The organism is Hydrogenovibrio marinus (assembly GCF_013340845.1).
In the GTDB taxonomy this organism is placed as follows: Bacteria; Pseudomonadota; Gammaproteobacteria; order Thiomicrospirales; family Thiomicrospiraceae; genus Hydrogenovibrio; species Hydrogenovibrio marinus.
In genome coordinates this window covers 360,021-385,744 of record NZ_AP020335.1, presented here as the reverse complement: position 1 = coordinate 385,744, position 25,724 = coordinate 360,021, and the positions used below count along the sequence as shown (strand labels likewise).

The 25,724-nt window shown below is 42.1% G+C and carries 30 protein-coding genes and 4 tRNA genes; all 34 read right to left on the bottom strand.

Going from position 1 to position 25,724, the window contains the following annotated elements; translation table 11 throughout:
• Nucleotides 1-12 precede the first annotated feature (12 nt).
• Nucleotides 13-408: a 30S ribosomal protein S8 gene (gene rpsH / locus HVMH_RS01760; RefSeq protein WP_029910510.1), complete on the bottom strand. Its 396-nt coding sequence runs from the start codon at nucleotides 406-408 to the stop codon at nucleotides 13-15.
• Between the two features lie 12 nt (nucleotides 409-420).
• Nucleotides 421-726: a 30S ribosomal protein S14 gene (rpsN, locus tag HVMH_RS01755; RefSeq protein ID WP_029910512.1), complete on the bottom strand. Its 306-nt coding sequence runs from the start codon at nucleotides 724-726 to the stop codon at nucleotides 421-423.
• Between the two features lie 12 nt (nucleotides 727-738).
• A complete protein-coding gene (gene rplE / locus HVMH_RS01750) occupies nucleotides 739-1,278 on the bottom strand; it encodes a 50S ribosomal protein L5 (protein ID WP_029910514.1) in 540 nt (179 codons plus the stop codon).
• A 14-nt stretch (nucleotides 1,279-1,292) separates the two neighbouring features.
• Entirely contained in the window at nucleotides 1,293-1,607 is a 315-nt protein-coding gene (gene rplX / locus HVMH_RS01745; protein ID WP_029910516.1) for a 50S ribosomal protein L24, read from the bottom strand.
• Nucleotides 1,608-1,617: 10 nt separating this feature from the next.
• Complete coding sequence (gene rplN / locus HVMH_RS01740) at nucleotides 1,618-1,986, bottom strand: 50S ribosomal protein L14 (RefSeq protein WP_029910519.1); 369 nt, start codon at nucleotides 1,984-1,986, stop codon at nucleotides 1,618-1,620.
• Between the two features lie 142 nt (nucleotides 1,987-2,128).
• On the bottom strand, nucleotides 2,129-2,392 hold the full coding sequence (gene rpsQ, locus HVMH_RS01735) for a 30S ribosomal protein S17 (RefSeq protein WP_029910522.1): 264 nt from the start codon (nucleotides 2,390-2,392) through the stop codon (nucleotides 2,129-2,131).
• A gap of 2 nt (nucleotides 2,393-2,394) precedes the next feature.
• Nucleotides 2,395-2,583, bottom strand: coding sequence for a 50S ribosomal protein L29 (rpmC, locus tag HVMH_RS01730; RefSeq protein ID WP_029910525.1), 189 nt, complete (start codon nucleotides 2,581-2,583; stop codon nucleotides 2,395-2,397).
• Nucleotides 2,584-2,997, bottom strand: a complete 414-nt coding sequence (gene rplP / locus HVMH_RS01725) for a 50S ribosomal protein L16 (RefSeq protein ID WP_029910528.1) — start codon at nucleotides 2,995-2,997, stop codon at nucleotides 2,584-2,586.
• Between the two features lie 14 nt (nucleotides 2,998-3,011).
• Nucleotides 3,012-3,698: a 30S ribosomal protein S3 gene (rpsC, locus tag HVMH_RS01720; protein ID WP_029910531.1), complete on the bottom strand. Its 687-nt coding sequence runs from the start codon at nucleotides 3,696-3,698 to the stop codon at nucleotides 3,012-3,014.
• A gap of 11 nt (nucleotides 3,699-3,709) precedes the next feature.
• The gene (gene rplV / locus HVMH_RS01715) at nucleotides 3,710-4,042 is read right to left on the bottom strand and encodes a 50S ribosomal protein L22 (protein WP_029910534.1); all 333 of its coding nucleotides are present in this window, start codon (nucleotides 4,040-4,042) and stop codon (nucleotides 3,710-3,712) included.
• An 11-nt stretch (nucleotides 4,043-4,053) separates the two neighbouring features.
• A complete protein-coding gene (gene rpsS, locus HVMH_RS01710; protein WP_029910537.1) occupies nucleotides 4,054-4,329 on the bottom strand; it encodes a 30S ribosomal protein S19 in 276 nt (91 codons plus the stop codon).
• Between the two features lie 11 nt (nucleotides 4,330-4,340).
• On the bottom strand, nucleotides 4,341-5,171 hold the full coding sequence (gene rplB, locus HVMH_RS01705; protein WP_029910541.1) for a 50S ribosomal protein L2: 831 nt from the start codon (nucleotides 5,169-5,171) through the stop codon (nucleotides 4,341-4,343).
• Between the two features lie 13 nt (nucleotides 5,172-5,184).
• Entirely contained in the window at nucleotides 5,185-5,481 is a 297-nt protein-coding gene (gene rplW, locus HVMH_RS01700; protein ID WP_029910545.1) for a 50S ribosomal protein L23, read from the bottom strand.
• Nucleotides 5,478-6,098, bottom strand: a complete 621-nt coding sequence (gene rplD, locus HVMH_RS01695) for a 50S ribosomal protein L4 (protein ID WP_029910549.1) — start codon at nucleotides 6,096-6,098, stop codon at nucleotides 5,478-5,480. Before rplD ends, rplW begins: the two co-directional genes overlap by 4 nt.
• A gap of 10 nt (nucleotides 6,099-6,108) precedes the next feature.
• Nucleotides 6,109-6,747 carry a 50S ribosomal protein L3 gene (gene rplC / locus HVMH_RS01690; RefSeq protein WP_029910552.1) on the bottom strand — a complete coding sequence of 213 codons (639 nt, stop codon included), beginning with the start codon at nucleotides 6,745-6,747 and terminating at the stop codon, nucleotides 6,109-6,111.
• Between the two features lie 64 nt (nucleotides 6,748-6,811).
• Complete coding sequence (gene rpsJ / locus HVMH_RS01685; protein WP_029910554.1) at nucleotides 6,812-7,123, bottom strand: 30S ribosomal protein S10; 312 nt, start codon at nucleotides 7,121-7,123, stop codon at nucleotides 6,812-6,814.
• 146 nt (nucleotides 7,124-7,269) lie between these two features.
• Entirely contained in the window at nucleotides 7,270-8,454 is a 1,185-nt protein-coding gene (tuf, locus tag HVMH_RS01680) for an elongation factor Tu (RefSeq protein WP_029910557.1), read from the bottom strand.
• Nucleotides 8,455-8,485: 31 nt separating this feature from the next.
• A complete protein-coding gene (gene fusA, locus HVMH_RS01675) occupies nucleotides 8,486-10,585 on the bottom strand; it encodes an elongation factor G (protein WP_029910559.1) in 2,100 nt (699 codons plus the stop codon).
• Between the two features lie 60 nt (nucleotides 10,586-10,645).
• On the bottom strand, nucleotides 10,646-11,119 hold the full coding sequence (gene rpsG / locus HVMH_RS01670; protein WP_029910562.1) for a 30S ribosomal protein S7: 474 nt from the start codon (nucleotides 11,117-11,119) through the stop codon (nucleotides 10,646-10,648).
• A 58-nt stretch (nucleotides 11,120-11,177) separates the two neighbouring features.
• Nucleotides 11,178-11,552 (bottom strand): 30S ribosomal protein S12, encoded by a 375-nt coding sequence (rpsL, locus tag HVMH_RS01665; RefSeq protein WP_029910566.1) that lies wholly within the window; start codon nucleotides 11,550-11,552, stop codon nucleotides 11,178-11,180.
• Between the two features lie 151 nt (nucleotides 11,553-11,703).
• Complete coding sequence (gene rpoC / locus HVMH_RS01660; protein ID WP_029910579.1) at nucleotides 11,704-15,912, bottom strand: DNA-directed RNA polymerase subunit beta'; 4,209 nt, start codon at nucleotides 15,910-15,912, stop codon at nucleotides 11,704-11,706.
• A complete protein-coding gene (gene rpoB, locus HVMH_RS01655; protein WP_029910583.1) occupies nucleotides 15,912-19,970 on the bottom strand; it encodes a DNA-directed RNA polymerase subunit beta in 4,059 nt (1,352 codons plus the stop codon). The genes rpoC and rpoB overlap by 1 nt, the downstream gene beginning before the upstream one ends.
• 185 nt (nucleotides 19,971-20,155) lie before the next feature.
• The gene (gene rplL, locus HVMH_RS01650; protein ID WP_029910586.1) at nucleotides 20,156-20,530 is read right to left on the bottom strand and encodes a 50S ribosomal protein L7/L12; all 375 of its coding nucleotides are present in this window, start codon (nucleotides 20,528-20,530) and stop codon (nucleotides 20,156-20,158) included.
• A 28-nt stretch (nucleotides 20,531-20,558) separates the two neighbouring features.
• On the bottom strand, nucleotides 20,559-21,059 hold the full coding sequence (gene rplJ, locus HVMH_RS01645; RefSeq protein ID WP_029910589.1) for a 50S ribosomal protein L10: 501 nt from the start codon (nucleotides 21,057-21,059) through the stop codon (nucleotides 20,559-20,561).
• Between the two features lie 171 nt (nucleotides 21,060-21,230).
• Entirely contained in the window at nucleotides 21,231-21,920 is a 690-nt protein-coding gene (gene rplA / locus HVMH_RS01640) for a 50S ribosomal protein L1 (protein ID WP_029910592.1), read from the bottom strand.
• Between the two features lie 6 nt (nucleotides 21,921-21,926).
• Entirely contained in the window at nucleotides 21,927-22,355 is a 429-nt protein-coding gene (gene rplK, locus HVMH_RS01635) for a 50S ribosomal protein L11 (RefSeq protein WP_029910595.1), read from the bottom strand.
• Between the two features lie 60 nt (nucleotides 22,356-22,415).
• On the bottom strand, nucleotides 22,416-22,949 hold the full coding sequence (nusG, locus tag HVMH_RS01630; RefSeq protein WP_029910598.1) for a transcription termination/antitermination protein NusG: 534 nt from the start codon (nucleotides 22,947-22,949) through the stop codon (nucleotides 22,416-22,418).
• 1 nt (nucleotide 22,950) lies between these two features.
• Entirely contained in the window at nucleotides 22,951-23,334 is a 384-nt protein-coding gene (secE, locus tag HVMH_RS01625; RefSeq protein WP_029910601.1) for a preprotein translocase subunit SecE, read from the bottom strand.
• A gap of 67 nt (nucleotides 23,335-23,401) precedes the next feature.
• A tRNA-Trp gene (locus HVMH_RS01620) sits at nucleotides 23,402-23,478 on the bottom strand.
• 70 nt (nucleotides 23,479-23,548) lie between these two features.
• Nucleotides 23,549-24,733 carry an elongation factor Tu gene (gene tuf, locus HVMH_RS01615; RefSeq protein ID WP_029910557.1) on the bottom strand — a complete coding sequence of 395 codons (1,185 nt, stop codon included), beginning with the start codon at nucleotides 24,731-24,733 and terminating at the stop codon, nucleotides 23,549-23,551.
• Nucleotides 24,734-24,790: 57 nt separating this feature from the next.
• Nucleotides 24,791-24,866, bottom strand: a tRNA-Thr gene (locus tag HVMH_RS01610).
• A gap of 61 nt (nucleotides 24,867-24,927) precedes the next feature.
• Nucleotides 24,928-25,002, bottom strand: a tRNA-Gly gene (locus tag HVMH_RS01605).
• 14 nt (nucleotides 25,003-25,016) lie between these two features.
• A tRNA-Tyr gene (locus tag HVMH_RS01600) sits at nucleotides 25,017-25,101 on the bottom strand.
• Between the two features lie 263 nt (nucleotides 25,102-25,364).
• Nucleotides 25,365-25,715 (bottom strand): GlcG/HbpS family heme-binding protein, encoded by a 351-nt coding sequence (locus tag HVMH_RS01595; RefSeq protein ID WP_232087787.1) that lies wholly within the window; start codon nucleotides 25,713-25,715, stop codon nucleotides 25,365-25,367.
• Between the last annotated feature and the right edge of the window lie 9 nt (nucleotides 25,716-25,724).

The following is a 25,724-nucleotide window of genomic DNA, read 5'->3' as shown; positions in this document are numbered from 1 at the left end:
TGCAACTTCTCCTTATGCTATGTAACAAATGATCTCACCGCCAACTCCAGCACTTCTCGCTGCGCGGTCAGACATTACACCCTTAGAAGTTGAAACAATTGCAACTCCAAGGCCACCGATTACTTTTGGTAATTCATCTTTGTTTTTGTAAACACGAAGACCAGGACGACTAACGCGCTTGATCATTTCGATTACAGGCTTACCGTCATAATATTTCAAATCCAAAGCCAACTCAGACTTACCATCTTTTTCATTCACGCTATATGCATTCACATAACCTTCATCTGCAAGCACTTTTGCAACTGCAACTTTTACTTTAGATGACGGCATAATAACACTCGAATGCCCAGCCATCTGGCCATTTCGAATGCGAGTTAACATATCCGCTATTGGGTCAGACATACTCATATTATTTTATCCTTACCAACTTGCTTTTCTTAAACCAGGTACATCACCCTGCATAGCCAACTGTCTTAGCATATTACGTGATAACCCGAACTTTCTATACACACCATGAGGACGTCCTGTCAAACGACAACGATTTTGTTGACGAACAGGTGAAGCATTTCTAGGAAGCTTATTCAACTTCTCAATTGCATCCATTCGCTCTTCAAAGCTCAAAGTCAGATCAACAGATACTTTTTTAAGCTCAGCGCGTTTTGCAGCATATTTAGAAACCGTTTTTGCGCGTTTCTTTTCTCTTGCAATCATTGATTGTTTAGCCATAAGAAACCTCTATTACTTTTTAAATGGGAAATTAAAGGCTTCTAAAAGAGCTTTAGCTTCTTCGTTAGTTGACGCAGTAGTAGTGAAGTTAATGTCCATACCACGAATTTTGTCAACCTTTTCGAATTCAATCTCTGGGAAGATAATTTGCTCTTTAACACCTAGGTTATAGTTTCCGCGACCATCAAATGCATTTGCTTTAACACCTTGGAAGTCACGCACACGAGGTAGAGCAATATTGATCAAACGATCAAGAAACTCATACATTTTCTCGCCACGGAGAGTAACTTTACATCCAAGTGGATAACCATCACGAACTTTAAAGCTTGCAACAGATTTACGAGCAACTGTTCTCAATGCTTTTTGACCAGTAATCGCTTCCATATCAGCAACTGCATTATCAAGGAATTTTTTATCACCAATAGCTTCACCGACACCCATGTTTACTGTAATTTTAGACAGTTTTGGCGCCTGCATTGGAGACTTGTAACCAAACTTCTCCATCAATTGTGGAAGAACTTGATCCTTATATACTTTTTGTAATCTTGCCATATCTAAACCTACTCTTAAGCGTCAACCGCTTTACCATTAGATTTAAAGAAGCGAACTTTCTTATCGTCCTCAACCTTAATCCCAACACGGTCAGCTTTCTTTGTCTCAGGGTTATACAAAGCAACATTTGAAGCATCGATTGGCATTTCCTTAGAAACGATACCACCCTGCTCTCCTGTCATAGGATTTGGCTTAACGTGTTTTTTTGCTAAATTAATCCCATCTACAAGTAATTTACCGTTCTGCATTACGTGAGAAACCGATCCACGTTTTCCCTTATCTTTACCTGCAATAACGATAACCTCATCACCTTTTCTTAGACGATTCATCATTAATTCCTTATAAAACTTCTGGAGCCAATGAAACAATCTTCATGAAACGATCGTTACGAAGCTCACGAGTAACAGGGCCAAAAATACGGGTTCCGATTGGCTCCAGCTTTGCATTCAAAATAACAGCAGCATTGCCATCAAATTTAATTTTTGAACCATCTTGACGTCTAACACCAGAAGCTGTTCTTACAACAACTGCATTATAAACATCACCTTTTTTCACTTTTCCGCGTGGAGTTGCTTCTTTTACAGCAACTTTAATAATGTCACCAACACTTGCATAGCGACGCTTTGAACCACCCAATACTTTGATACATTGGACTCTACGCGCGCCACTGTTATCAGCAACATCAAGCACAGTTTGCATTTGAATCATGATGGAACTCCATCCAAAATTATTTTATAAACAACACAAAAACCACCAAAGTAGCTAGTCCCTATCAAAATAGGCTTGGCCACAATGGCGGTTTTAAAAATTTTGCGTATTATATCAAAATTTTTATCTTATGCAACCCTTATTAAAGAGCTGCTTTCTCATCCACACTTACTAGTGTCCATGATTTGTTTTTTGATAAAGGCTTGCATTCTGCAATCGTTACCTTATCGCCAACACCTGCAGTATTATCTGCATCATGTGCCATTAGTTTTGTAGACTTCTTAACGAACTTCTTGTATTTAGAGTGTTTGATAAAACGTTCGATAGAAACAACAATTGATTTTTCCATCCCGTTGCTTACAACAACACCCTGCATTGTACGTGCTTTATTTTCTTGACCAGCCATTCTTATTTACTCACTTTTTCACGAATGATGGTTTTAACTCTTGCAACAGAACGGCGAACTGTTTTCAATTGAGCAGTGTTTTTCAACTGACCAGTCGCATGTTGCATTCTCAAGTTAAATTGCTCTTGAAGAAGAGCCAACAGCTCTTCTTTAAGCTCTTCAACAGATTTAGTTTTCAATTCTGCAGTCATTTACATCACCGTTCTAGTTACAAATTGTGTTTTGAAAGGTAGCTTAGCTGCTGCAAGCTCAAATGCTTCACGAGCAACCGTTTCATCAACACCTTGCATTTCATAAAGGACACGACCTGGTTGAATTTGAGCAACCCAGTATTCAACAGACCCCTTACCTTTACCCATACGAACCTCTAGTGGCTTATTGGTAATCGGCTTATCAGGGAAAACACGAATCCAGATTTTCGCACCACGGCGAACTTTACGAGTCATAACACGACGACCTGCCTCAATTTGGCGAGATGTCATACGACCACGCTCAACAGCTTTCAAACCGAACTGACCAAAGCTAACCTTGTTACCAACGTTTGCTAGACCACGGTTACGGCCTTTATGCATTTTTCTAAATTTTGTACGTTTTGGCATTAACATAACAAGCTATCCCCTTAATTACGAGCTTTCTTGGCTTTCGCCTGCTTCTTGTCATCACTTACCATAGAGATTTTTTCAAGTTTTTCACCTTTAAAGATCCAAACTTTTACACCAATCTTTCCGTAAGTAGTGTCAGCTTCGAAAGTTGCATAATCGATATCTGCACGCAAAGTGTGAAGAGGAACACGCCCTTCTCTGTACCATTCTGCACGAGCAATTTCAGCTCCATTCAAACGACCAGAAACATTTACTTTAATACCTTCTGCACCAAGACGCATTGCATTTCCGACCGCACGCTTCATAGCACGACGGAATTGAATACGCTTTTCAAGCTGTTGAGCGATACTCTCAGCAACCAATTTCGCATCAAGCTCAGGCTTTTTGATCTCTTCAATAGCAATATTCACTGGCATACCAGTTTTCGCCATCAAAGAAGCCTTCAATTTTTCAATGTCTTCACCTTTCTTACCGATAACGACACCAGGTCTAGCCGTATGGATCGCAACACGAATACCATTAGCCACACGCTCAATATTAATTTTACTTACAGAAGCATGTTTCAACTTCTCGCTAAGTTCTTTACGAATTTCAACATCACTGACAAGAAAATCAGAATAGTTTTTACTATCTGCATACCAGCGAGCGTTCCAATCTTTGGTAATCCCTAAACGAATCCCAATAGGATGTACTTTTTGTCCCATACTGATTCTCCTTACTTATCGCCAACAGTGACTGTAATATGACTTGTACGCTTTAGGATGCGATTTCCACGCCCTTTAGCTCTAGCTCTCATTCTTTTCATAACAGGAGCTTCGTCAACGTAAGCAGAAGTTACTTTCAACTCATCAATATCAGCGCCTTCATTATTTTCGGCATTTGCAATTGCTGAGTTCAGAACTTTACTCATCAGCTGGGCTGCTTTTTTATCACTGAAAGCCAGGATATTAACAGCTGCTTCTACATCTTTACCGCGAATTTGATCTGCAACCAGACGCGCTTTCTGCGGAGAGATGCGGGCAAATCTATGTGTAGCACTTACTTGCATTTAATTTCTCCTTATCTCTTCGCTTTCTTATCGGCCGCATGACCACGGTAAGTACGAGTCATTGAAAACTCACCCAACTTGTGTCCAACCATGTTCTCAGAAACATATACAGGGATATGCTCTTTCCCATTATGAACAGCAATGGTCAACCCAATCATGTCAGGAAGAATCACAGATCTTCTTGACCAAGTTTTGATTGGACGTTTATTACCAGATTCTTGCGCCTCCATCACCTTTTTTGCTAAGTGATGATCTACAAAAGGTCCTTTTTTAACTGAACGTGGCATTCTGTCCTTCCTTATTTGCTGTTTCTACGACGTACAATCATGTTATTTGTACGTTTGTTACTACGTGTCTTCTTACCTTTAGTCGGAACACCCCATGGCGTAACAGGGTTACGACCACCAGAAGTACGCCCTTCACCACCACCATGCGGGTGATCAACCGGGTTCATTGCAACACCACGAACAGTAGGACGAACACCTCTCCAACGTTTTGCACCAGCTTTACCAAGCTTTCTAAGCGCATGTTCAGAGTTACCTACTTCACCGATAGTTGCACGACATTCAGCAAGAATTTTACGCATTTCACCAGAACGCAATTTAACAAGTACATATGCACCGTCACGACCAGCGATTTGAACAGAGGCACCAGCACTTCTTGCGATTTGAGCGCCTTTTCCAGGACGCATCTCAAGCGCATGAACAATGGTACCAACTGGGATATTTCTCAAAGGAAGTGCATTACCAACTTTGATTGAAACTGTTTCACCAGACTCTACAACATCACCTGATTGAATGTTTTTCGGTGCCAAAATATAAGCACGTTCACCATCCGCATATTTCAACAATGCGATGTGCGCAGAACGGTTTGGATCATACTCCAGACGTTCTACAGTCGCAGGAATACCATCTTTTCCACGTTTAAAATCAACCAAACGGTAATGTTGCTTATGCCCACCACCTTGATGTCTTACAGTGATTCTACCATTTGCATTACGACCACCCTTCTTAGACTTTTTCTCCAAAAGCGCAGAATGTGGTTTACCTTTATGCAGGTCAGGCTCAACAATATTGACAACGAAACGACGTCCAGGAGATGTCGGTTTTGCTTTTTTAATAATAGCCATCTACTTAACCCTCTTATTCCGCACCAACAAAGTCAATTTCTTGACCTGGAGCTAGGCGAACAATAGCCTTTTTGATGTCATTACGCTTACCAACACGACCCTTGAAGACTTTCTTTTTACCTTTGATGTTAATCATATTTACTGATTGAACTTTTACATCAAATAATGACTCTACTGCCATTTTTACTTCAGGTTTTGTCGCACTAGGTAGCACTCTAAAAATATACTGCTCAGAAGCATCAGCAAGTCTTGCAGACTTCTCAGAAACATGAGGGGCCAACAAAACTTTTAATATACGTTCTTGACTCATCCCAAATTCTCCTCAATCTGCTTAACAGCTGCTTGTGTTACAACTACTGACTGAAAACCAACCAAACTAACAGGATCAAGTGAACTCACGTCACAAACATCCGCGTTATAAAGGTTACGACAAGACAAATACAAGTACTCATCAAAACCTTCTGTAACAACCAGTGCATCTTTAATTTTCAACGATGCCAATTTGGCATTAAATTCTTTAGTCTTTGGCGCATCAACCTTAAAGTCATCAACAACCACCAAACGACCACTTCTAGCAAGCTCAGAAAAAATAGCGCGCATTGCTCCACGATACATTTTCTTGTTAACTTTCTGAGAAAAATCGCGGTTATGGCCAGGGAATGCACGACCACCACCAATCCACACTGGGCTTCTAGATGTACCAGCACGAGCTCTACCAGAACCCTTCTGTGCCCACGGCTTAGCACCACCACCACTCACTGCCGAGCGATTTTTTTGACCTTTTGTACCAGAACGCGCACCTGCCATATAAGCAGTTACAACCTGATGCACAAGAGGTTCATTAAACTCAACACCGAAAACAGAATCAGACACACTCAATGCACCTGTTTCTTTTCCGCTTGATAATTCAATTAATTTCAAATCCATCATGCCCACCTTACTTAATTGCTTTGCGTACGATTACAGTACAGCCTTTCGCACCAGGCAATGCACCCTTGATCAAAAGCAATGAATTTTCAACATCAACCTTAACCAAATCAAGGTTAAGAGTGGTTTGTTTTACATCACCCATATGACCGGCCATCTTCTTGCCTTTAAATACACGACCAGGCGTTTGGTTTTGACCAATCGAACCAGGCGCACGGTGAGACAATGAGTTACCATGAGTAGCGTCTTGCATTCTAAAATTATGGCGCTTTACTGCACCTGCAAAACCCTTACCTTTGGTTGTTCCTGTAACATCTACTTTTGTTACATCTGTAAATTTTTCAACAGTAATCTCTGATCCCAATTCAAGACCCTCGATATCTGCATCATTTTCAAAACGGAACTCCCACAAACCAAGACCAGCTTCAACACCTGCTTTTGCAAAATGCCCAGCTTCAGGTTTAGAAACACGACCTGCGTGCTTTTTGCCCATGGTCACTTGAATGGCATTGTAACCATCCAATTGATCGTTCTTGATTTGAGTAATACGATTAGGAGAAACCTCCACAACCGTTACAGGAGTAGATACACCGTCTTCATTGAATATGCGAGTCATACCAATTTTGGTACCTACAACACCAATACTCATAACGTTACCTCATTATTATTGCCATTAATCATTACGATTGATGATTAACCTTAAAACCTTCGAATTAACGAAGCTCCAATTGAACATCCACACCAGCTGCTAAATCCAACTTCATCAAAGCATCAACTGTCTTATCAGTAGGATCAACAATATCTAGCAAACGCTTGTGCGTACGAATTTCGTACTGATCACGAGCATCTTTGTTTACGTGTGGAGAAATCAATACTGTAAAACGCTCTTTACGAGTTGGCATAGGAATTGGACCACGAACTTGCGCACCAGTTCTCTTTGCTGTTTCCGTAATTTCACGCGCAGATTGATCAATTAAACGATGATCAAACGCTTTCAAGCGAATACGAATATTTTGAGTCGCCATAACCATTTCTCTTATAACAAAAAAAAGAAAAGCAGCGGCTATTAAAAGCCACTGCTCAGTAGAGGGTGCGGATTATAGCAATAAATAATTAATTTTACAATTAATTTTCTTTACCAACATCCGCTCGACAGATGCGTTAAAAATTCTTATTCAAGAATTTTAGCAACAACACCTGCACCAACTGTACGTCCACCTTCACGGATTGCGAAACGTAGACCTTCTGACATTGCGATCGGGTTGATCAATTCAACTGTCATTTGTACGTTATCACCAGGCATTACCATTTCTGTTCCTGCTGGTAGTTCACACGCACCAGTTACGTCAGTTGTACGGAAGTAGAACTGTGGACGGTAACCGTTAAAGAATGGAGTGTGACGTCCACCTTCATCTTTTGACAATACGTATACTTCAGCTTCAAACTTAGTATGTGGCTTAACAGTTCCTTTGTGAGCCAATACTTGACCACGTTCGATGTCTTCACGCTTAGTACCACGCAATAGGATACCTACGTTATCACCAGCTTCACCTTGATCTAGAAGCTTACGGAACATTTCTACACCTGTTACAGTTGTAGTTGTAGTTGGGCGAATACCAACGATTTCGATTTCTTCACCAACTTTAACAACACCTGTTTCAACACGACCAGTTGCTACCGTACCACGACCTTGGATTGAGAAAATATCTTCTACAGGCATTAGGAATGGCTTGTCTGTGTCACGCTCTGGTGTTGGGATGTAAGTATCTAGTGCTTCAACCAACTCACTGATTTTTGCTTCGTACGCTGGGTCACCTTCGATTGCTTTAAGTGCAGAACCCATGATTACAGGTGTATCGTCACCAGGGAATTCGTACATATCTAGAAGTTCACGAACTTCCATTTCTACCAATTCTAGTAGCTCTTCATCATCTACCATGTCAACTTTGTTTAGGAAAACAACGATGTAAGGTACACCTACCTGACGAGATAGAAGAATGTGCTCACGCGTTTGTGGCATCGGGCCATCTGCAGCAGAACATACTAGGATTGCACCATCCATCTGTGCAGCACCAGTGATCATGTTTTTAACATAGTCAGCATGGCCTGGGCAGTCAACGTGCGCGTAGTGACGAGTTTCTGACTCATATTCTACGTGTGCAGTTGAGATAGTGATACCACGTGCACGCTCTTCTGGTGCGTTATCGATTTGATCGTAACCTTTTACGTCACCACCAAACTTCTTACCTTGTACAATTGTCAACGCCGCTGTAAGAGTTGTCTTACCATGGTCAACGTGACCAATCGTACCAACGTTTACGTGCGGCTTACTACGTTCAAACTTTTCCTTTGCCATTTCTCAAAGTCCTTTAATTAAAAATTAAAAATTAACCTTTTTTCGCTTTAGCGATAATTTCTTCTTGAATGTTTGATGGTGCATCATTGTACTTCAAGAATGTCATACTATAGTTTGCACGACCTTGCGTCAATGAACGCATCTGGTTTGAATAACCAAACATTTCAGAAAGAGGTACTTCAGCCTTAATTGACTTACCAGTAGGAATATCATCCATGCTCGAAACCATACCACGACGACGGTTCAAGTCACCAATAATATCACCCATGTACTCTTCTGGAGTTGTTACTTCAACAGCCATAATCGGCTCAAGAATTACAGGAGATGCCTTTTGAACACCATCTTTGATTGCCATACCACCAGCAATGCTAAAGGCCATTTCGTTCGAGTCAACATCATGGTAAGAACCATCATATAGATCAACCTTAACATCAACAATTGGGTAACCAGCAATAACACCTGATTCAAGCTGAGCTTTACAACCCTTCTCAACAGCACCAATGTATTCACGAGGTACAGAACCACCCACAGTTGAGTTAACAAACTCAAATCCAGACCCTGGCTCCAACGGCTCCATGCGAACCATTACATGACCATACTGACCACGACCACCGGACTGACGTACAAACTTACCTTCAGCCTCAACCGCTTTCTTGATTGTCTCACGGTAAGATACTTGCGGCGCGCCAACGTTTGCTTCAACCTTAAACTCACGCTTCATACGATCAACAATGATATCCAAATGCAACTCACCCATACCAGAAATAATGGTTTGGTTTGTTTCTTCATCAGTATGAACTCGGAATGAAGGATCTTCTGCTGCAAGCTTCTGCAATGCAATACCCATTTTTTCTTGGTCAGCTTTAGTCTTAGGCTCAATTGCAATAGAGATTACAGGCTCTGGGAATTCCATACGTTCAAGGATAATTCTCTTATCCATATCACAAAGAGTATCACCAGTAGTCGTATCCTTTAGACCTACCGCACAAGCAATATCTCCAGCGCGAACTTCTTTAATTTCTTCACGAGAGTTAGAGTGCATCTGCAATAGGCGACCTACTCGCTCACGCTTTTCTTTAACCGAGTTGTAAACAGCACTGCCTGACTCAAGAACACCTGAATAAACACGGAAGAACGTCAAAGTACCAACATAAGGGTCAGTCATGATTTTAAATGCAAGCGCAGCAAATGGCTCATCATCTGATGACTTACGAGACGCCTCTTCACCATCTTCAAGAACACCTTTGATTGCAGGCACATCAATTGGAGCTGGCATATAATCAATAACAGCATCCAAAAGCGTCTGAACACCTTTGTTTTTGAAAGCTGAACCACAGAACATAGGAACAATTTCAACATTGATACAACGCTGACGAATACCTGCCTTAATTTCTTCTTCCGACAAGTCACCTTCTTCAAGGTATTTTTCCATTAGCTCTTCATTAGCTTCAGCTGCAGCTTCAACCATTTTTTCGTGCCACTCTTGCGCTTCATCCACCATGTCAGCAGGAATATCTTCATAGGTATACTTCATACCCATGTTTTCTTCTTCCCAATAGATAGCTTGCATTTTCACAAGGTCAACAATACCACGGAAGCTTTCTTCAGCACCGATTGGCAACTGCATAGGAACAGGGGTAGCACCCAAACGATCCACAACCATTTGAACCACGTTCAAAAAGTTAGCACCTGCACGGTCCATTTTGTTTACAAAGCCCATACGTGGAACGCCATACTTGTCAGCCTGACGCCATACAGTTTCCGATTGTGGCTCAACACCTGATACAGAACAGAAACATGTAACCGCACCATCAAGAACACGTAGCGAACGCTCTACTTCGATAGTGAAATCAACGTGGCCTGGAGTATCGATAATGTTAATACGATGCTCAGGGTAGTTTTGAGCCATCCCTTTCCAGAAACAAGTTGTAGCTGCAGAAGTAATGGTAATACCACGTTCTTGCTCTTGCTCCATCCAGTCCATTGTTGCTGCACCATCATGCACCTCACCAATCTTGTGAGACACACCAGTGTAGTACAGAATACGCTCAGTAGTTGTTGTCTTACCGGCATCGATGTGCGCCATGATACCAATATTACGGTAATGTTCTAAAGGGGTTTTACGAGCCACTTTCTTAACCTTTTTAATTAGCTATAAACAATAAAGGCTCTATAAATAGAGCCAATGATTTTACCAACGGAAATGGGAGAAGGCTTTGTTTGCCTCTGCCATGCGATGCGTATCTTCTTTCTTCTTAATCGCCGACCCTCTGTTATCCAAAGCATCCGACAATTCGCCTGCCAGCCTTAACATCATCCCTTTTTCGCTTCGCTTACGAGCAGCTTCAACAACCCATCTCATAGCCAAAGCCATTTTTCTTTCAGGACGAACTTCTACAGGCACTTGATAAGTTGCACCACCAACACGGCGAGACTTAACCTCTACCATTGGCCCTACATTTTCCAAGGCTTCTTTTAGCAATCCTGCTTGGTCACCACCTTTTTTGCGCTCAACAACAACATCCAATGCGTCGTAAACGATTTTTTCAGCAACCGCTTTCTTACCGCTAACCATAATCATGTTTACAAACTTGGTTAACGTAGTATCACCAAACTTTGGATCAGGTAACACTTGTCTTTTTGGTATTTCTCTTCTTCTTGCCATTCTTACTCTTCCGGTATAAATATTACACTAATAGTCGCAAAACGTATGTTAAAGGCGATTAACCTTTAGGACGTTTCGCACCGTACTTAGAACGACCTTGTCTACGTTTATCAACACCAGCACAGTCTAATGCACCGCGCACTGTATGATAACGCACACCAGGTAAATCTTTTACACGACCACCGCGAATCAAAATCACGGAGTGCTCTTGCAAGTTATGCCCTTCACCACCGATATAAGTAGAAACTTCATATCCATTGGTCAAGCGAACACGTGCAACTTTACGTAGGGCAGAGTTAGGCTTCTTAGGTGTTGTTGTATAAACACGCGTACATACACCACGACGCTGAGGACATGCTTCAAGCGCAGGGACGTTAGACTTTTTAACTTTGTCTTTACGCGGCTTACGCACCAACTGGTTAATAGTAGCCATTAATTCTTACTCCATTTAATAAGATTTTGCTCTTAATAAAAAAATTGAGGGTAATTTACCCCCAAATAAGGTTTGAGGATTTTAGAGATCAAAACCCTCATTGTCAAGTATAAGTTCATGAAATATTTTAAATATTCACAAACTTAAACTATCAACTTTCTTCTGAGTCGTTTAACGCCATATCCACTTCAGCAACAACTTCTTCTTCCGTTGTAGACTCCATAAATACAGACAACTCTCTTTGTGTTTTTTCGTTAGCCAATCTTCTTGCTTGGTGGTAGGCAAAACCTGTACCAGCAGGAATCAAACGACCAACAATGACGTTTTCTTTCAAGCCGACCAGCTTATCAACTTTACCACTTACCGCAGCTTCAGTTAGTACACGAGTCGTTTCCTGGAAGGACGCCGCAGAAATAAATGATTCTGTTGCCAAGGATGCTTTTGTAATACCAAGCAGCACACGTTGGAAAGTAGCGTCAACCTTGCCTTCTTCTCTAGCTTGCTCATTTAATTCAAGAACGCGCGCATACTCAACCTGTTCACCAGGAATCAGATTAGTATCTCCGGCTGTTGAAATCTCAACCTTACGAAGCATTTGACGAACCACTGTTTCAATATGCTTATCATTGATACGCACACCTTGCAGACGGTAAACATCTTGAACTTCATCAACAATATATTGAGTCAACTTCTCTACTCCAAGTAGCCTCAAAATATCATGAGGGTTTGGATTACCATCAGCAACTACGTCACCTCGCTCAACACGCTCACCTTCGAATACATCAACCGTTCTCCATTTTGGAATCAGGGTTTCATGCTGTTCACCAGAATCTTCAGTGATTATCAGGCGTTGCTTACCTTTAGTTTCCTTACCAAAGCTAACCACACCAGAAACCTCAGCCATAATAGCTGGCTCTTTTGGTTGACGAGCTTCAAACAAGTCAGCAACTCGAGGTAGACCCCCGGTAATGTCCTTGGTTTTAGATGACTCTTGTGGAATTCTCGCCAAGGTATCACCGGCACCAATCTCATCTCCTTGAGAAACAACAATGATAGAGTTCTCCGGCAGGTAATACATTGCTGGAGTTTGCGTCCCAGGGAAGAACGCAGGCTCACCTTTCTTATCCACCAACTGAATGTATGGTCTAGCTTCTTTTGAAGCCAACGCTCTATCTTTGGCACCCTTAACAACATGAGTTGTTAAACCTGTCAACTCATCAGTATGCTCTTCTACTGTTCCTTCAAAGTTACCAAACTGAACAGTACCTTCAGCTTCTGTAATAACCGGGTGAGTATGTGCATCCCAAGTCGCCAAAACATCGCCAGAGCTAACTGAAGCACCATCTTTAACATTCAACACAGAACCATAAGAAATCTTATAACGTTCTTTCTCTCTTCCCATATCATCCAATACAGAAACTTCACCTGAACGAGAGGTTACGATCAACTGTTTCTCTGAGTTTGTAACTGTTTTTAAGTTCGCAAACTTAACTTTCCCACTATGCTTCACATCAATTTGGCTTTGCGCTGCAGCAGCAGATGCCGTACCACCGATGTGGAAGGTACGCATTGTTAGCTGAGTACCCGGCTCACCGATTGATTGTGCAGCCATTACACCAACAGCCTCACCCAAATTCACCAAGTGACCTCTCGCCAAATCACGACCGTAGCACTGTTGACAGATACCAAATTTGGTCTGACATGTAATGGTTGAACGCACCATAACTGAATCCACACCAGACTCGTCAATCTGATTAACCAGCCTCTCTGTTAACAAAGTTCCCTTTTCAACAATGACCTGGCCATTTGGCGAAATAACATCTTCTGAAACAACACGACCCAAGATACGATCTTTCAATTCCTCAACAACTTCACCACCTTCTACGTGTGAAGTCATCACAATACCAGCTCCAGTACCGCAATCGTTTTCTGTTACCACTACATCCTGAGCAACATCAACCAAGCGGCGAGTCAGGTAACCAGAGTTTGCAGTTTTCAAGGCTGTATCAGCCAACCCTTTACGAGCACCATGCGTAGAAATGAAGTACTGAAGTACGTTTAGGCCTTCACGGAAGTTCGCTGTAATCGGTGTTTCAATGATAGATCCGTCAGGTTTCGCCATCAATCCACGCATACCACCCAATTGACGCATCTGAGCTACGGAACCACGAGCCCCGGAATCAGCCATCATATAAACTGAGTTAAACGATGTTTGCTGAACTTCTTTACCATCAGCATCAATAACAGACTCGTATTGCAGTTCATCCATCATCGACTTGGTTACCAATTCATTCGTATGAGACCAAATATCAACAACTTTGTTATAACGCTCACCCTCGGTTACCAAACCTTGAGAGAATTGGTTTTGGATCTCTGCAACCTGAGCTTCAGCTCTTGCAATAATTTCTGATTTCGCATCAGGAATCAACATATCATCCGAACAGAAAGACAGACCGGCTAGCGTTGACCATTTAAAGCCTGCATACATCAACTGGTCAGCAAAGATAACCGTTTCTTTTGGACCCAAAATACGATAGCAAGCATTCAATGCATTGGAAATATTCTTCTTGGTCAGGTTCAAGTTCAATAAATCAAAACTCAATCCTTTAGGAAGAATTCTTAGCAACAATGCGCGACCAACTGTCGTATCAATAATACCCTTCTTAACAGACTCCACACCCGCATCATCAACCACAATTTGCTCTAATTTAAGCTTAATGCGAGTATGCAAATGCACTACCTTTGCATCCAATGCACGCTGAACTTCTGGCCAACTTGAGAAAGCTTTACCTTCACCTATTGCATTCACCGCCTCACGAGTAATGTAGTAAAGACCCAATACAACGTCTTGAGAAGGTACGATGATAGGATCACCGTTCGCAGGTGAAAGCAAGTTATTGGTAGACATCATCAACGTTCTAGCCTCCAACTGGGCTTCCAAAGATAGGGGTACGTGCACCGCCATTTGATCCCCGTCGAAGTCAGCATTAAATGCCGAACACACCAATGGATGCAAGTTGATTGCCTTACCTTCAATCAGTACCGGTTCAAACGCTTGGATACCAAGTCTATGCAATGTTGGAGCACGGTTAAGCAGTACAGGATGCTCACGAATAACTTCATCCAAAACATCCCAAACTTCTGGCAACCCTTGGTCAACCATTTTCTTAGCCGCTTTAATCGTTGAAGCCAATCCACGCTTTTGTAACTTGCTGAAAATGAATGGCTTAAATAACTCTAGCGCCATCTTTTTCGGCAAACCGCACTGATGCAACCTCAAAGTAGGACCAACAACAATTACAGAACGACCAGAATAGTCAACACGCTTACCAAGTAGGTTTTGTCTGAAACGACCTTGCTTACCTTTAATCATGTCCGCAAGGGATTTCAGCTGACGCTTGTTTGTACCAGTTACGGCACGACCGCGACGACCGTTATCCAACAATGAATCAACCGATTCTTGAAGCATACGCTTTTCGTTACGAACGATAATATCCGGTGCCATCAAATCCAACAGTCTCTTTAAACGATTGTTACGGTTAATAACACGACGATACAAATCGTTTAAGTCTGAAGTTGCAAAGCGCCCACCATCTAGAGGAACCAGAGGTCTCAACTCAGGAGGAAGAACTGGTAATACATCCAAAATCATCCATTCAGGACGGTTTCCTGATTGTAAAAATGATTCAATTAACTTCAAACGCTTAGAAATTTTCTTCTGCTTAGTCTCTGAGCTAGTTGCTTCCATTTCTTCTCTAAGCTTGGCCGCTTCAGCAGTCAAATCAATAGATTGAAGCATTTTCTTGATAGCTTCGGCACCCATTTGTGCTTCAAACTCATCACCATACTCATCCATTGCATCCAAGTATTCTTCTTCACTCAACAACTGCCATGGTTCAAGTGGCGTCAAGCCTGGATCAACAACCATGAAAGCTTCGAAGTAAAGAACTGCTTCGATTTCTTTCAATGTCATATCAAGCATCAAGCCGATACGCGATGGAAGGGATTTCAGGAACCAGATGTGCGCAACAGAAGTTGCCAAATCAATGTGCCCCATTCTTTCACGGCGCACTTTTGATTGTGTCACTTCAACACCACATTTTTCACAGATAACGCCTCTGTGTTTTAAGCGCTTGTACTTACCACACAAGCATTCGTAATCACGGATTGGACCAAAAATTTTGGCACAGAACAAACCATCTCTTTCTGGTTTGAAAGTTCTATAGTTAATGGTTTCAGGCTTTTTAACCTCACCATAAGACCATGAACGAATTTTCTCAGGAGAAGCAAGAGATACCTTAATCGTATCGAACTCATTCGATACATTTTGTTTTTTTAGAAAACCTAATAAATCTTTCATTATTCTTGCTCCAACTCAATATCAATACCCAATGCACGAATTTCTTTACGCAATACGCTAAAGGATTCAGGGATACCTGGCTCCATATACTCATTGCCATCCACAATGTTTTTATACATTCTGGTACGTCCATTCAAATCATCTGACTTAACTGTCAACATTTCTTGCAACGTGAAAGCAGCACCATATGCTTCAAGTGCCCATACTTCCATCTCACCAAAACGTTGCCCACCAAACTGAGCTTTACCACCCAATGGCTGCTGCGTAACCAAGCTGTATGGACCCGTTGAACGTGCATGCATCTTATCGTCAACCAAATGGTTCAACTTCAGATAGTACATGTAACCAACAGTAACTGGTCTATCAAACTGCTCACCAGTCACACCGTCAAACAAAACCATTTGTCCAGATTCTGGCAAATCAGCAAGGCGTAGTAACGCTTTAATCTGACCCTCAGAAGCACCATCAAAAACTGGAGATGCCATTGGCACACCTTTTCTAAGATTCATTGCTAACTCAGTAATTTCAGCGTCAGACAAGCTATCAAAGTCTACTGATTGCCCCTGAGTTTCGTTATAAATCTTATGCAAGAAAGCTTTCAATTCTTTGATATCTGCCTGCTGCTGTAGCATCGCATTAATCTTGGTTCCAAGACCTTCAGCTGCAAGCCCAAGATGCGTTTCCAAAATCTGACCAACGTTCATACGTGATGGAACCCCAAGAGGGTTCAAACAGATATCAACAGGTCTTCCGGTCTCGTCATATGGCATATCTTCAACTGGGCAGATACGTGAGATGACACCTTTGTTACCATGGCGACCAGCCATCTTATCACCAGGCTGAATACGACGCTTAACAGCAACATAAACCTTAACCATCTTAGAAACACCTGGCTGAAGATCATCACCTTGAGTCAATTTCTTTTTCTTCTCTTCAAATGCTGCGTTGAACTCAGCTTTCTTAGCTGCCAACTGCTTTTCAAGCCCTTCAAGTTGAAGCGCTAAATCTTCATTTTTAACATTCAAACCAAACCATTTAACCGGTTCCATTTCATCCAATGAAGCCGCTGTTAACTTTTTACCATTCGCAAGCGTCTGACCTTCAAGCATTACTTTTACACGAGCCAAAGTATCTGCTTCAAGAATGTTGTATTGCTCATCAATATCCTTACGGACTTTTTGCAACTCTTCTTCTTGGATAGCCAGCGAGCGCGCATCTTTCTTCACGCCTTCACGAGTAAAGACCTGAACATCGATAACAGTCCCTTCAACCCCTTTACCTACACGCAAAGAAGTGTCTTTAACATCAGATGCTTTCTCACCGAAAATTGCACGCAACAGTTTTTCTTCTGGTGTTAACTGTGTTTCACCTTTAGGTGTCACCTTCCCAACAAGAATATCCCCTTGCTTAACTTCAGCACCAACATAAACAATACCGCACTCATCCAATCTTGAAAGCGCAGCTTCACCAACGTTTGGAATATCCGCTGTAATTTCTTCAGGCCCAAGCTTAGTATCACGAGCCAAACAGGTTAGCTCTTCAATATGAATCGTTGTGTAACGATCCTCTTGAACTACGCGCTCTGAAACCAGAATCGAATCTTCAAAGTTGTAACCGTTCCATGGCATAAACGCGATACGCATATTTTGACCAATCGCCAACTCGCCCAAATCTGTTGATGGACCATCAGCCAACACATCACCACGTGAAACCAATTCACCAGCCTTAACGATAGGCTTTTGGTTAATACACGTATTTTGGTTAGAACGCTGGTACTTGATCAGGTTATAGATATCAACACCAGATTCACCTTCAGCAATCTCATCTTGGTTCACACGTACAACAATACGTGCAGAATCTGAAGACACTACTTCACCACCACGCTCAGCAACAACAGTTACACCAGAGTCAATCGCAACAGTTTTCTCGATACCAGTACCAACCAAAGGCTTCTCTGCTCTTAGCGTTGGAACTGCCTGACGTTGCATGTTCGACCCCATCAATGCACGGTTAGCATCATCGTGCTCAAGGAAAGGAATCAAAGAAGCCGCAACAGATACGATCTGTTTTGGAGAAACGTCCATATAGTTGATGTCCGATGAGTTAGATAACGTAAACTCATTTTGATGTCTTGCAGAAATCAAATCATCAACAAAGCGACCTTCTTCATCTAGTTCAGCACTCGCCTGAGCGATTACAAACTGTGCTTCATCAATTGCAGAAACATATTCAACTTCATCAGTAACCTTACCATCAACAACCTTACGATAAGGTGTCTCTAAGAAACCATACTTATTCGTTTTAGCATAAATGGCTAAAGTGTTGATTAGACCGATGTTTGGACCTTCGGGCGTTTCGATAGGACAAACACGACCGTAATGCGTTGGATGAACGTCACGCACCTCAAATCCAGCACGCTCACGCGTCAAACCGCCTGGCCCCAATGCAGAAACACGACGCTTGTGCGTAATTTCTGACAACGGGTTAACCTGATCCATAAACTGTGACAATTGGCTAGAACCAAAGAATTCTTTGATAGCAGCAGAAACTGGTTTAGCGTTAATCAAATCTTGTGGCATCAAACCTTCAGATTCAGCGTTATTCAAACGCTCTTTAACAGCTCTTTCAACACGAACCAAACCAACGCGGAATGCGTTTTCTGCCATTTCACCAACAGCACGAATACGTCTGTTACCCAGTGTATCGATATCATCAACTGTGCTTTGACCATTACGGATAGCCAACAACTCGCGAACAACATCAGTAACATCTTGAGGCTCAAGAACAGGGCTACCTTCATTTTCAGCACGACCTAAACGACGATTCAACTTCATACGTCCAACTGAAGACAAGTCATAGCGAGACTCGTCAAAGAAAAGGCTATTAAACAATGCTTCTGATGACTCTTTTGTTGGTGGCTCACCAGGGCGCATCATTCTATAAATTTCGATTTGAGCTTCCAACTGAGACGTTGTTGTATCAAGATTCAAAGTATCGGAAATATAAGAACCATTCTCCAACTCATCAACAAAAATTGTCTTGAAGGTCAAACCTTTCATTGCTTTGAAAGATTCAATTAAGTCCGCAGTAATAACTTCATTTGTTTTGGCAACAAGTTCACCTGTTGTCTCATCCATAATGCCCGAAGAAAGAACTTTTCCAAGAACAAAGTCTTCAGGAACGTCAAATGTTTTCAGCTTAGCGTCTTTGATTTGCTTGATTGTACGCGCAGTGATCTTGCCACCTGCTTTAACTAGCACTTCATCGCCAGAAACAATATCAAATACAGCTGTTTGACCTTTCAACTGTTCTGGAACAATAGTCATTACAAATTTGCCGTTTTTAACCGCAAATTCGGTATGATTAAAAAACTCATCTAAGATTTGTTCATTGTTGTAACCCATCGCACGAAGGATAACTGAAACAGGTAACTTTCTTCTTCTATCAATACGAACGAATACACAGTCATTATGATCGAACTCAAAATCCAACCAAGAACCACGATAAGGGATAATTCTAGCGTTGAACAACACCTTACCTGATGAATGAGACTTTCCACGGTCACTATCAAAAATTACACCTGGGGAACGGTGTAATTGAGTAACGATAACACGCTCAGTTCCATTAATAACGAAAGTACCATTTTCTGTCATCAAAGGAATGTCACCAAGATAAACTTCTTGCTCTTTAACATCTTTAACAGGACGCTTGCCCGCAGGCGCGTCCTTATCAAACAACACCAAACGCATCTTCACTCGAAGTGGTGAAGAAAAAGTCACGCCACGTTGCTTACACTCTTTAACATCAAATTCTGGCTGCCCCATGGTGTAGCTAACATACTCAAGATCAGCTGTACCAGCAACACCATTGATTGGAAAAACAGATGAGAATGCTGCGTGCAATCCCATCATTTCTCTCTCTAGAGGCTTCTTGTCAATTTGCAAAAACTCTTTGAATGATTCTTTTTGCAAAGACAAGAGGTAGGGAACTTCAAGAATTGAAGCACGAGTTGAAAAATCTTTACGGATACGTTTCTTTTCAGTTAAAGAATAGGCCATTAATTTCCCCGTCCTATTATGAAATTACGAAAACTTTGCGTTTTCCAAAAATGCATAAAACTGTAAAAACAGCGCTAATAACAACTTTGCTATTACTCACACTTTTACACACTACTTAAAACGGCAAAAGGCCGACGCAAAATACGCCAGCCATTTGTCGCTTTTCAGCCGATATAATTAAGTAATTACTTAACTTCGACTTGAATACCAGCTTCTTTAAGCTCGTTAGCCATAGCTTCGGCTTCAGCTTTAGAAACACCTTCTTTAAGAGTGAATGGAGCAGATTCAACCGCTTCTTTCGCTTCTTTAAGACCAAGGCCAGTTGCACCACGAACAGCTTTGATCGCAGCAACCTTGTTGTCACCAGCGCCAGTAAGAACAACGTCAAATTCAGTTTTCTCTTCACCAGCACCTGCACCTGCATCACCAGCAGGACCAGCAGCAACCATAGCCGCAGCTGAAACACCAAACTTCTCTTCCATTGCGCTAACAAGTTCAACAACTTCCATTACTGACATGTTTGCAACGGCTTCTAAAATATCTTCTTTTGTAATTGCCATTTTAATATTCCTTAAATTATGTTTTTACTTATGCCGCAGCAGCTTCTTTTTGTTCTTTGACCGCAGTCAAAGCGCGAGCCAATTTCGCAACAGGCTCTTTCATAACAAATAGAAGTTTCGCCACTGCTTCATCGTAAGTAGGCAGAGCCGCAACAGCCGACAATTGTGAGGCATCCATAACACCTTCACCAATCGACAAAGACTTGACTACCAAAGCTTCGTTAGACTTTGCAAAATCTTTAAAGACACGCGCTGCATTTCCTAGTTCTTCACCAGAAAAAGCAAAAACCAATGGACCAACAAAAGTATCAGCCATGTCTTCAAACTTTGTACCTTGTACTGCACGACGAACAAGTGTGTTTTTAACAACACGAACTTTTACGTTTGCAGTACGAGCTTTTGCACGAAGTTCAGTTAATTGCGCTACTGACAACCCACGATATTCAGCTGCAACGATTGAACCCGCTTCAGCGATAATTGCTGAAACTTCTTCAACGACAGCCTTCTTACCTTCAATATTGAGTGCCATATAACTTCTCCAATTAGGCTCAAAGAGCCATACCATCTACGTAGGCTTTATACTATTAAGAAGGTAACTTATACCCTCACCTACGGTCTGCGATGGGCACCCAAAAACTAAGTAAACTTAATCTAAGGCGTCCCAAACCGCATTTTCACCTCAAACAAGGCGAAAAATTTCTTACAAGCTAGATTGATCCAACTCGATACCTGGACCCATTGTTGTCGAAACAGAAACTTTCTTCATATAAGTTCCTTTCGCAGAGGCAGGCTTCAAACGATTAAGATCATCCATCAAAGCTCTTAAATTTTCTTTCAACTTATCTGCGTCAAAAGTCGCCTTACCGATAGACGCGTGGACGATCCCAGCTTTGTCTGCACGGAAACGTACTTGACCAGATTTAGCATTTTTAACTGCTGAAGCCACATCAGGCGTAACAGTTCCAGTTTTTGGGTTTGGCATCAAACCACGTGGACCCAAAACCTGACCTAACATACCAACGACGCGCATCGCATCAGGAGAAGCGATAACAACGTCAAAATCCATCATCCCGCCTTTAATTTCTGCAGCCAAATCGTCCATACCGACAAACTCAGCACCAGCATCTTTAGCTGCTTGCGCATTCGCTTCGTTAGTGAACACAGCTACACGAACATCTTTACCAGTTCCGTTTGGCAACACAGTCGCACCACGAACAACTTGGTCAGATTTACGAGGATCAATTCCTAGCTTGATTGCCACATCAACAGACTCTGCAAATTTTGCAGTTGCCAATTCAGACAACAACTCAAAGCATTGAATTGCTTCATAAGCTTTTGTTGAGTCAACCTTTTCAGCAAACAACTTTTGTTTTTTCGTTAACTTTGCCATTCTCAATTACCCCTCAACATTTAAGCCCATGCTACGAGCAGAACCAGCAATAATATTTACTGCCGCATCTAGATCATTAGCATTCAAATCAGCCATTTTAGTATTGGCGATTTCTTCCAATTGCGCACGAGTAACCGTACCCACTTTATTCATGTTAGGAACACCTGAACCCTTTTGGATTCCAGCCGCTTTTTTCAACAATACAGCTGCTGGTGGTGTTTTCATGATAAAAGTGAAACTCTTATCACTATAAACAGTGATTACAACAGGAACTGGAAGGTTCTTTTCCATAGACTGAGTCTGAGCGTTAAAAGCTTTACAGAACTCCATGATGTTCACACCTTTTTGACCCAAAGCTGGACCTACCGGCGGACTAGGGTTTGCATTTCCCGCAGGAACCTGCAACTTGATATAGGCATCAATTTTCTTTGCCATTTTCTTTCTCCTTATGGGTACAAGCGTCTATTCGACTCCCCAGGGTTACAAAAAACTAAATTAGCTTTTTTCGACTTGAGTAAACTCAAGCTCAACAGGCGTTGAACGCCCGAAAATCAAAACAGATACTTGAAGCTTATTCTTGTCGTAATCAACTTCTTCAACCACTGCTTCAAAATCTTTAAATGGCCCATCAACCACTCGAACCATTTCACCTGGCTCATAAATAACTTTTGGCCTAGGCTTATCAACACCATCAGAAACTTTCTGAAGGATGCGGTCCACTTCTTTCTGAGAAATCGGAGCTGGGCGATCTGAAGTTCCACCAATGAAACCCATCACCTGTGGAACACTTTTTACCAAGTGCCAGGTATCTTCACCCATTTCCATTTGAACCAAGACATAACCAGGAAAAAACTTTCTTTCAGAAGTTCTTTTCTTGCCATCACGAATCTCAACAACTTCTTCAGAAGGCACTAAAATATCACCAAACTTATCCTGAAGACTCGCTCTTTCGATGTATTCACCTAGGCTCTTTTTTACTTTATTCTCATAACCTGAATAAGCATGCACGACATACCATCTTTGAGCCATTTCAACCACCTTGTCCTGTTAACAGCTGGACAGCCCACAAAAAGAACATGTCAACCAGCCACAAAAAGATACTCATCACTATTACGACAGCAAATACAATCAGCGTCATCTGAACAGTTTCTTGACGCGTAGGCCAAACAACTTGTCTTACTTCTTTTTTTGCGTTTGACAAATACTTGAATGCCGCTTGACCCTTCTCACTTTGGTAGAAGATAAAGCCCGACAAAGCAACACCTGCAAGCATACCCAAAACTCTGACAACAGCGTGCGCATCTGAGTAAACATAGTAACCAACCACACTAGCGATCAAAACCACCAATGCGGTAACATTTTTTACTGTTTCAGCGGTGTTTCCACCCGTACCTTTTTCTAGTTTTTGGCTCATAGCTATTCGGTTCTAGGTTCTACAATATATAAAAAACAACCTGACAAAATATCAGGCTATTGAAATTTGGCAGGGGTAGAGGGATTCGAACCCCCAACACCCGGATTTGGAATCCGGTGCTCTACCAATTGGAGCTATACCCCTAGAATTTTCGCTTAGCGAAAAAAAGGGGGATTATACAAACTCCCCTCTCAGTTTTCAAGTGCTATTTTGCTTATTCAAGAATTTTAGCAACAACACCTGCACCAACTGTACGTCCACCTTCACGGATTGCGAAACGTAGACCTTCTGACATTGCGATCGGGTTGATCAATTCAACTGTCATTTGTACGTTATCACCAGGCATTACCATTTCTGTTCCTGCTGGTAGTTCACACGCACCAGTTACGTCAGTTGTACGGAAGTAGAACTGTGGACGGTAACCGTTAAAGAATGGAGTGTGACGTCCACCTTCATCTTTTGACAATACGTATACTTCAGCTTCAAACTTAGTATGTGGCTTAACAGTTCCTTTGTGAGCCAATACTTGACCACGTTCGATGTCTTCACGCTTAGTACCACGCAATAGGATACCTACGTTATCACCAGCTTCACCTTGATCTAGAAGCTTACGGAACATTTCTACACCTGTTACAGTTGTAGTTGTAGTTGGGCGAATACCAACGATTTCGATTTCTTCACCAACTTTAACAACACCTGTTTCAACACGACCAGTTGCTACCGTACCACGACCTTGGATTGAGAAAATATCTTCTACAGGCATTAGGAATGGCTTGTCTGTGTCACGCTCTGGTGTTGGGATGTAAGTATCTAGTGCTTCAACCAACTCACTGATTTTTGCTTCGTACGCTGGGTCACCTTCGATTGCTTTAAGTGCAGAACCCATGATTACAGGTGTATCGTCACCAGGGAATTCGTACATATCTAGAAGTTCACGAACTTCCATTTCTACCAATTCTAGTAGCTCTTCATCATCTACCATGTCAACTTTGTTTAGGAAAACAACGATGTAAGGTACACCTACCTGACGAGATAGAAGAATGTGCTCACGCGTTTGTGGCATCGGGCCATCTGCAGCAGAACATACTAGGATTGCACCATCCATCTGTGCAGCACCAGTGATCATGTTTTTAACATAGTCAGCATGGCCTGGGCAGTCAACGTGCGCGTAGTGACGAGTTTCTGACTCATATTCTACGTGTGCAGTTGAGATAGTGATACCACGTGCACGCTCTTCTGGTGCGTTATCGATTTGATCGTAACCTTTTACGTCACCACCAAACTTCTTACCTTGTACAATTGTCAACGCCGCTGTAAGAGTTGTCTTACCATGGTCAACGTGACCAATCGTACCAACGTTTACGTGCGGCTTACTACGTTCAAACTTTTCCTTTGCCATGATGCAAACTCCGTTAATAACAGCGACTGAAAACCGGCCACTATTTATTGGTTAAAATGGAGCTCTCAACCAGGATCGAACTGGTGACCTCATCCTTACCATGGATGCGCTCTACCTACTGAGCTATGAGAGCAAATAACAAAAAGGCCCTCCCTATCGGCCAATAACACAACCAACAAAGAGAGCCTAAAAACTGGAGCGGGTAGGGGGAATCGAACCCCCCTCATCGGCTTGGAAGGCCGAGGTAATAGCCAATATACGATACCCGCAAATTGTAAAACAATGGTGGAGGGTGGTGGATTCGAACCACCGAAGGCTGAGCCAGCAGATTTACAGTCTGCCCCCTTTGGCCGCTCGGGAAACCCTCCGAATTGTTGTGGGGCGTATTTTAATTGAAAAGACTTTTGTGTCAAGTGAAAAACCGTTTTTTTATTAATTTATTTATTCTCGGTAAAGCATGACTCTTTTCAGGCTAAAGGCCTATACACCCCCACACCAATTCAACCTTCTCAAAACTCCAATCTATCCGCAAACTTATCAAGGGCCTCTATTACACACTTCTCATCCTTTTCTCCACCAGGGGCACCAACCGCACCGATTCTCACGCCCTGAGAAATAATAGGAAACCACCTTACATGACAATCAGCCCATCAATATGATTCAACTCTTGGCGGATATCCGGGCGCTGCTGACGAAATGTTCCAGACTTCGGCCCAGACGTCACCGACATATTGGCTTTATCCCTGGCAATCTGCACCGTAAAACGCGCCGCTAAATCATCCCTAAGCGTTGCACGCACAATACCAAACCTATCCACTACAACAGCACTCACTTGATAGCCAGCTTTTCGACACGCCAATACACTCTCTTTAGCAATATCGCTCGCCAACTCCATACCGATATTTTGTGTCGTAACTTTATCACTGGCATTCGCCAAGGCCGAAACCAACAAACCACTAAAAACCATCACCCACTTTTTCATAACACACCT

Excerpts from the sequence above, each read along its gene's own strand:
- rplX (WP_029910516.1), bottom strand. The coding sequence starts at position 1,607 with ATGAATCGTCTAAGAAAAGGTGATGAGGTTATCGTTATTGCAGGTAAA.
- rplC (WP_029910552.1), bottom strand. The coding sequence starts at position 6,747 with ATGAGTATTGGTGTTGTAGGTACCAAAATTGGTATGACTCGCATATTC.
- rpsL (WP_029910566.1), bottom strand. The coding sequence starts at position 11,552 with ATGGCTACTATTAACCAGTTGGTGCGTAAGCCGCGTAAAGACAAAGTT.
- rplL (WP_029910586.1), bottom strand. The coding sequence starts at position 20,530 with ATGGCAATTACAAAAGAAGATATTTTAGAAGCCGTTGCAAACATGTCA.
- rplB (WP_029910541.1), bottom strand. The coding sequence starts at position 5,171 with ATGGCTATTATTAAAAAAGCAAAACCGACATCTCCTGGACGTCGTTTC.
- rpsJ (WP_029910554.1), bottom strand. The coding sequence starts at position 7,123 with ATGGCGACTCAAAATATTCGTATTCGCTTGAAAGCGTTTGATCATCGT.
- rplV (WP_029910534.1), bottom strand. The coding sequence starts at position 4,042 with ATGCAAGTAAGTGCTACACATAGATTTGCCCGCATCTCTCCGCAGAAA.
- rpsQ (WP_029910522.1), bottom strand. The coding sequence starts at position 2,392 with ATGGCTGGTCAAGAAAATAAAGCACGTACAATGCAGGGTGTTGTTGTA.
- rpsH (WP_029910510.1), bottom strand. The coding sequence starts at position 408 with ATGAGTATGTCTGACCCAATAGCGGATATGTTAACTCGCATTCGAAAT.
- rplD (WP_029910549.1), bottom strand. The coding sequence starts at position 6,098 with ATGGATTTGAAATTAATTGAATTATCAAGCGGAAAAGAAACAGGTGCA.
- HVMH_RS01595 (WP_232087787.1), bottom strand. The coding sequence starts at position 25,715 with ATGAAAAAGTGGGTGATGGTTTTTAGTGGTTTGTTGGTTTCGGCCTTG.
- rplK (WP_029910595.1), bottom strand. The coding sequence starts at position 22,355 with ATGGCAAAGAAAATTGATGCCTATATCAAGTTGCAGGTTCCTGCGGGA.
- rpoB (WP_029910583.1), bottom strand. The coding sequence starts at position 19,970 with ATGGCCTATTCTTTAACTGAAAAGAAACGTATCCGTAAAGATTTTTCA.
- secE (WP_029910601.1), bottom strand. The coding sequence starts at position 23,334 with ATGAGCCAAAAACTAGAAAAAGGTACGGGTGGAAACACCGCTGAAACA.
- tuf (WP_029910557.1), bottom strand. The coding sequence starts at position 8,454 with ATGGCAAAGGAAAAGTTTGAACGTAGTAAGCCGCACGTAAACGTTGGT.
- rpsS (WP_029910537.1), bottom strand. The coding sequence starts at position 4,329 with ATGCCACGTTCAGTTAAAAAAGGACCTTTTGTAGATCATCACTTAGCA.
- rplW (WP_029910545.1), bottom strand. The coding sequence starts at position 5,481 with ATGAGTCAAGAACGTATATTAAAAGTTTTGTTGGCCCCTCATGTTTCT.
- rpsC (WP_029910531.1), bottom strand. The coding sequence starts at position 3,698 with ATGGGACAAAAAGTACATCCTATTGGGATTCGTTTAGGGATTACCAAA.
- rplP (WP_029910528.1), bottom strand. The coding sequence starts at position 2,997 with ATGTTAATGCCAAAACGTACAAAATTTAGAAAAATGCATAAAGGCCGT.
- rplE (WP_029910514.1), bottom strand. The coding sequence starts at position 1,278 with ATGGCAAGATTACAAAAAGTATATAAGGATCAAGTTCTTCCACAATTG.
- rpsN (WP_029910512.1), bottom strand. The coding sequence starts at position 726 with ATGGCTAAACAATCAATGATTGCAAGAGAAAAGAAACGCGCAAAAACG.
- rpsG (WP_029910562.1), bottom strand. The coding sequence starts at position 11,119 with ATGGCAAGAAGAAGAGAAATACCAAAAAGACAAGTGTTACCTGATCCA.
- rplA (WP_029910592.1), bottom strand. The coding sequence starts at position 21,920 with ATGGCAAAGTTAACGAAAAAACAAAAGTTGTTTGCTGAAAAGGTTGAC.
- tuf (WP_029910557.1), bottom strand. The coding sequence starts at position 24,733 with ATGGCAAAGGAAAAGTTTGAACGTAGTAAGCCGCACGTAAACGTTGGT.
- nusG (WP_029910598.1), bottom strand. The coding sequence starts at position 22,949 with ATGGCTCAAAGATGGTATGTCGTGCATGCTTATTCAGGTTATGAGAAT.
- rplJ (WP_029910589.1), bottom strand. The coding sequence starts at position 21,059 with ATGGCACTCAATATTGAAGGTAAGAAGGCTGTCGTTGAAGAAGTTTCA.
- rplN (WP_029910519.1), bottom strand. The coding sequence starts at position 1,986 with ATGATTCAAATGCAAACTGTGCTTGATGTTGCTGATAACAGTGGCGCG.
- rpoC (WP_029910579.1), bottom strand. The coding sequence starts at position 15,912 with ATGAAAGATTTATTAGGTTTTCTAAAAAAACAAAATGTATCGAATGAG.
- rpmC (WP_029910525.1), bottom strand. The coding sequence starts at position 2,583 with ATGACTGCAGAATTGAAAACTAAATCTGTTGAAGAGCTTAAAGAAGAG.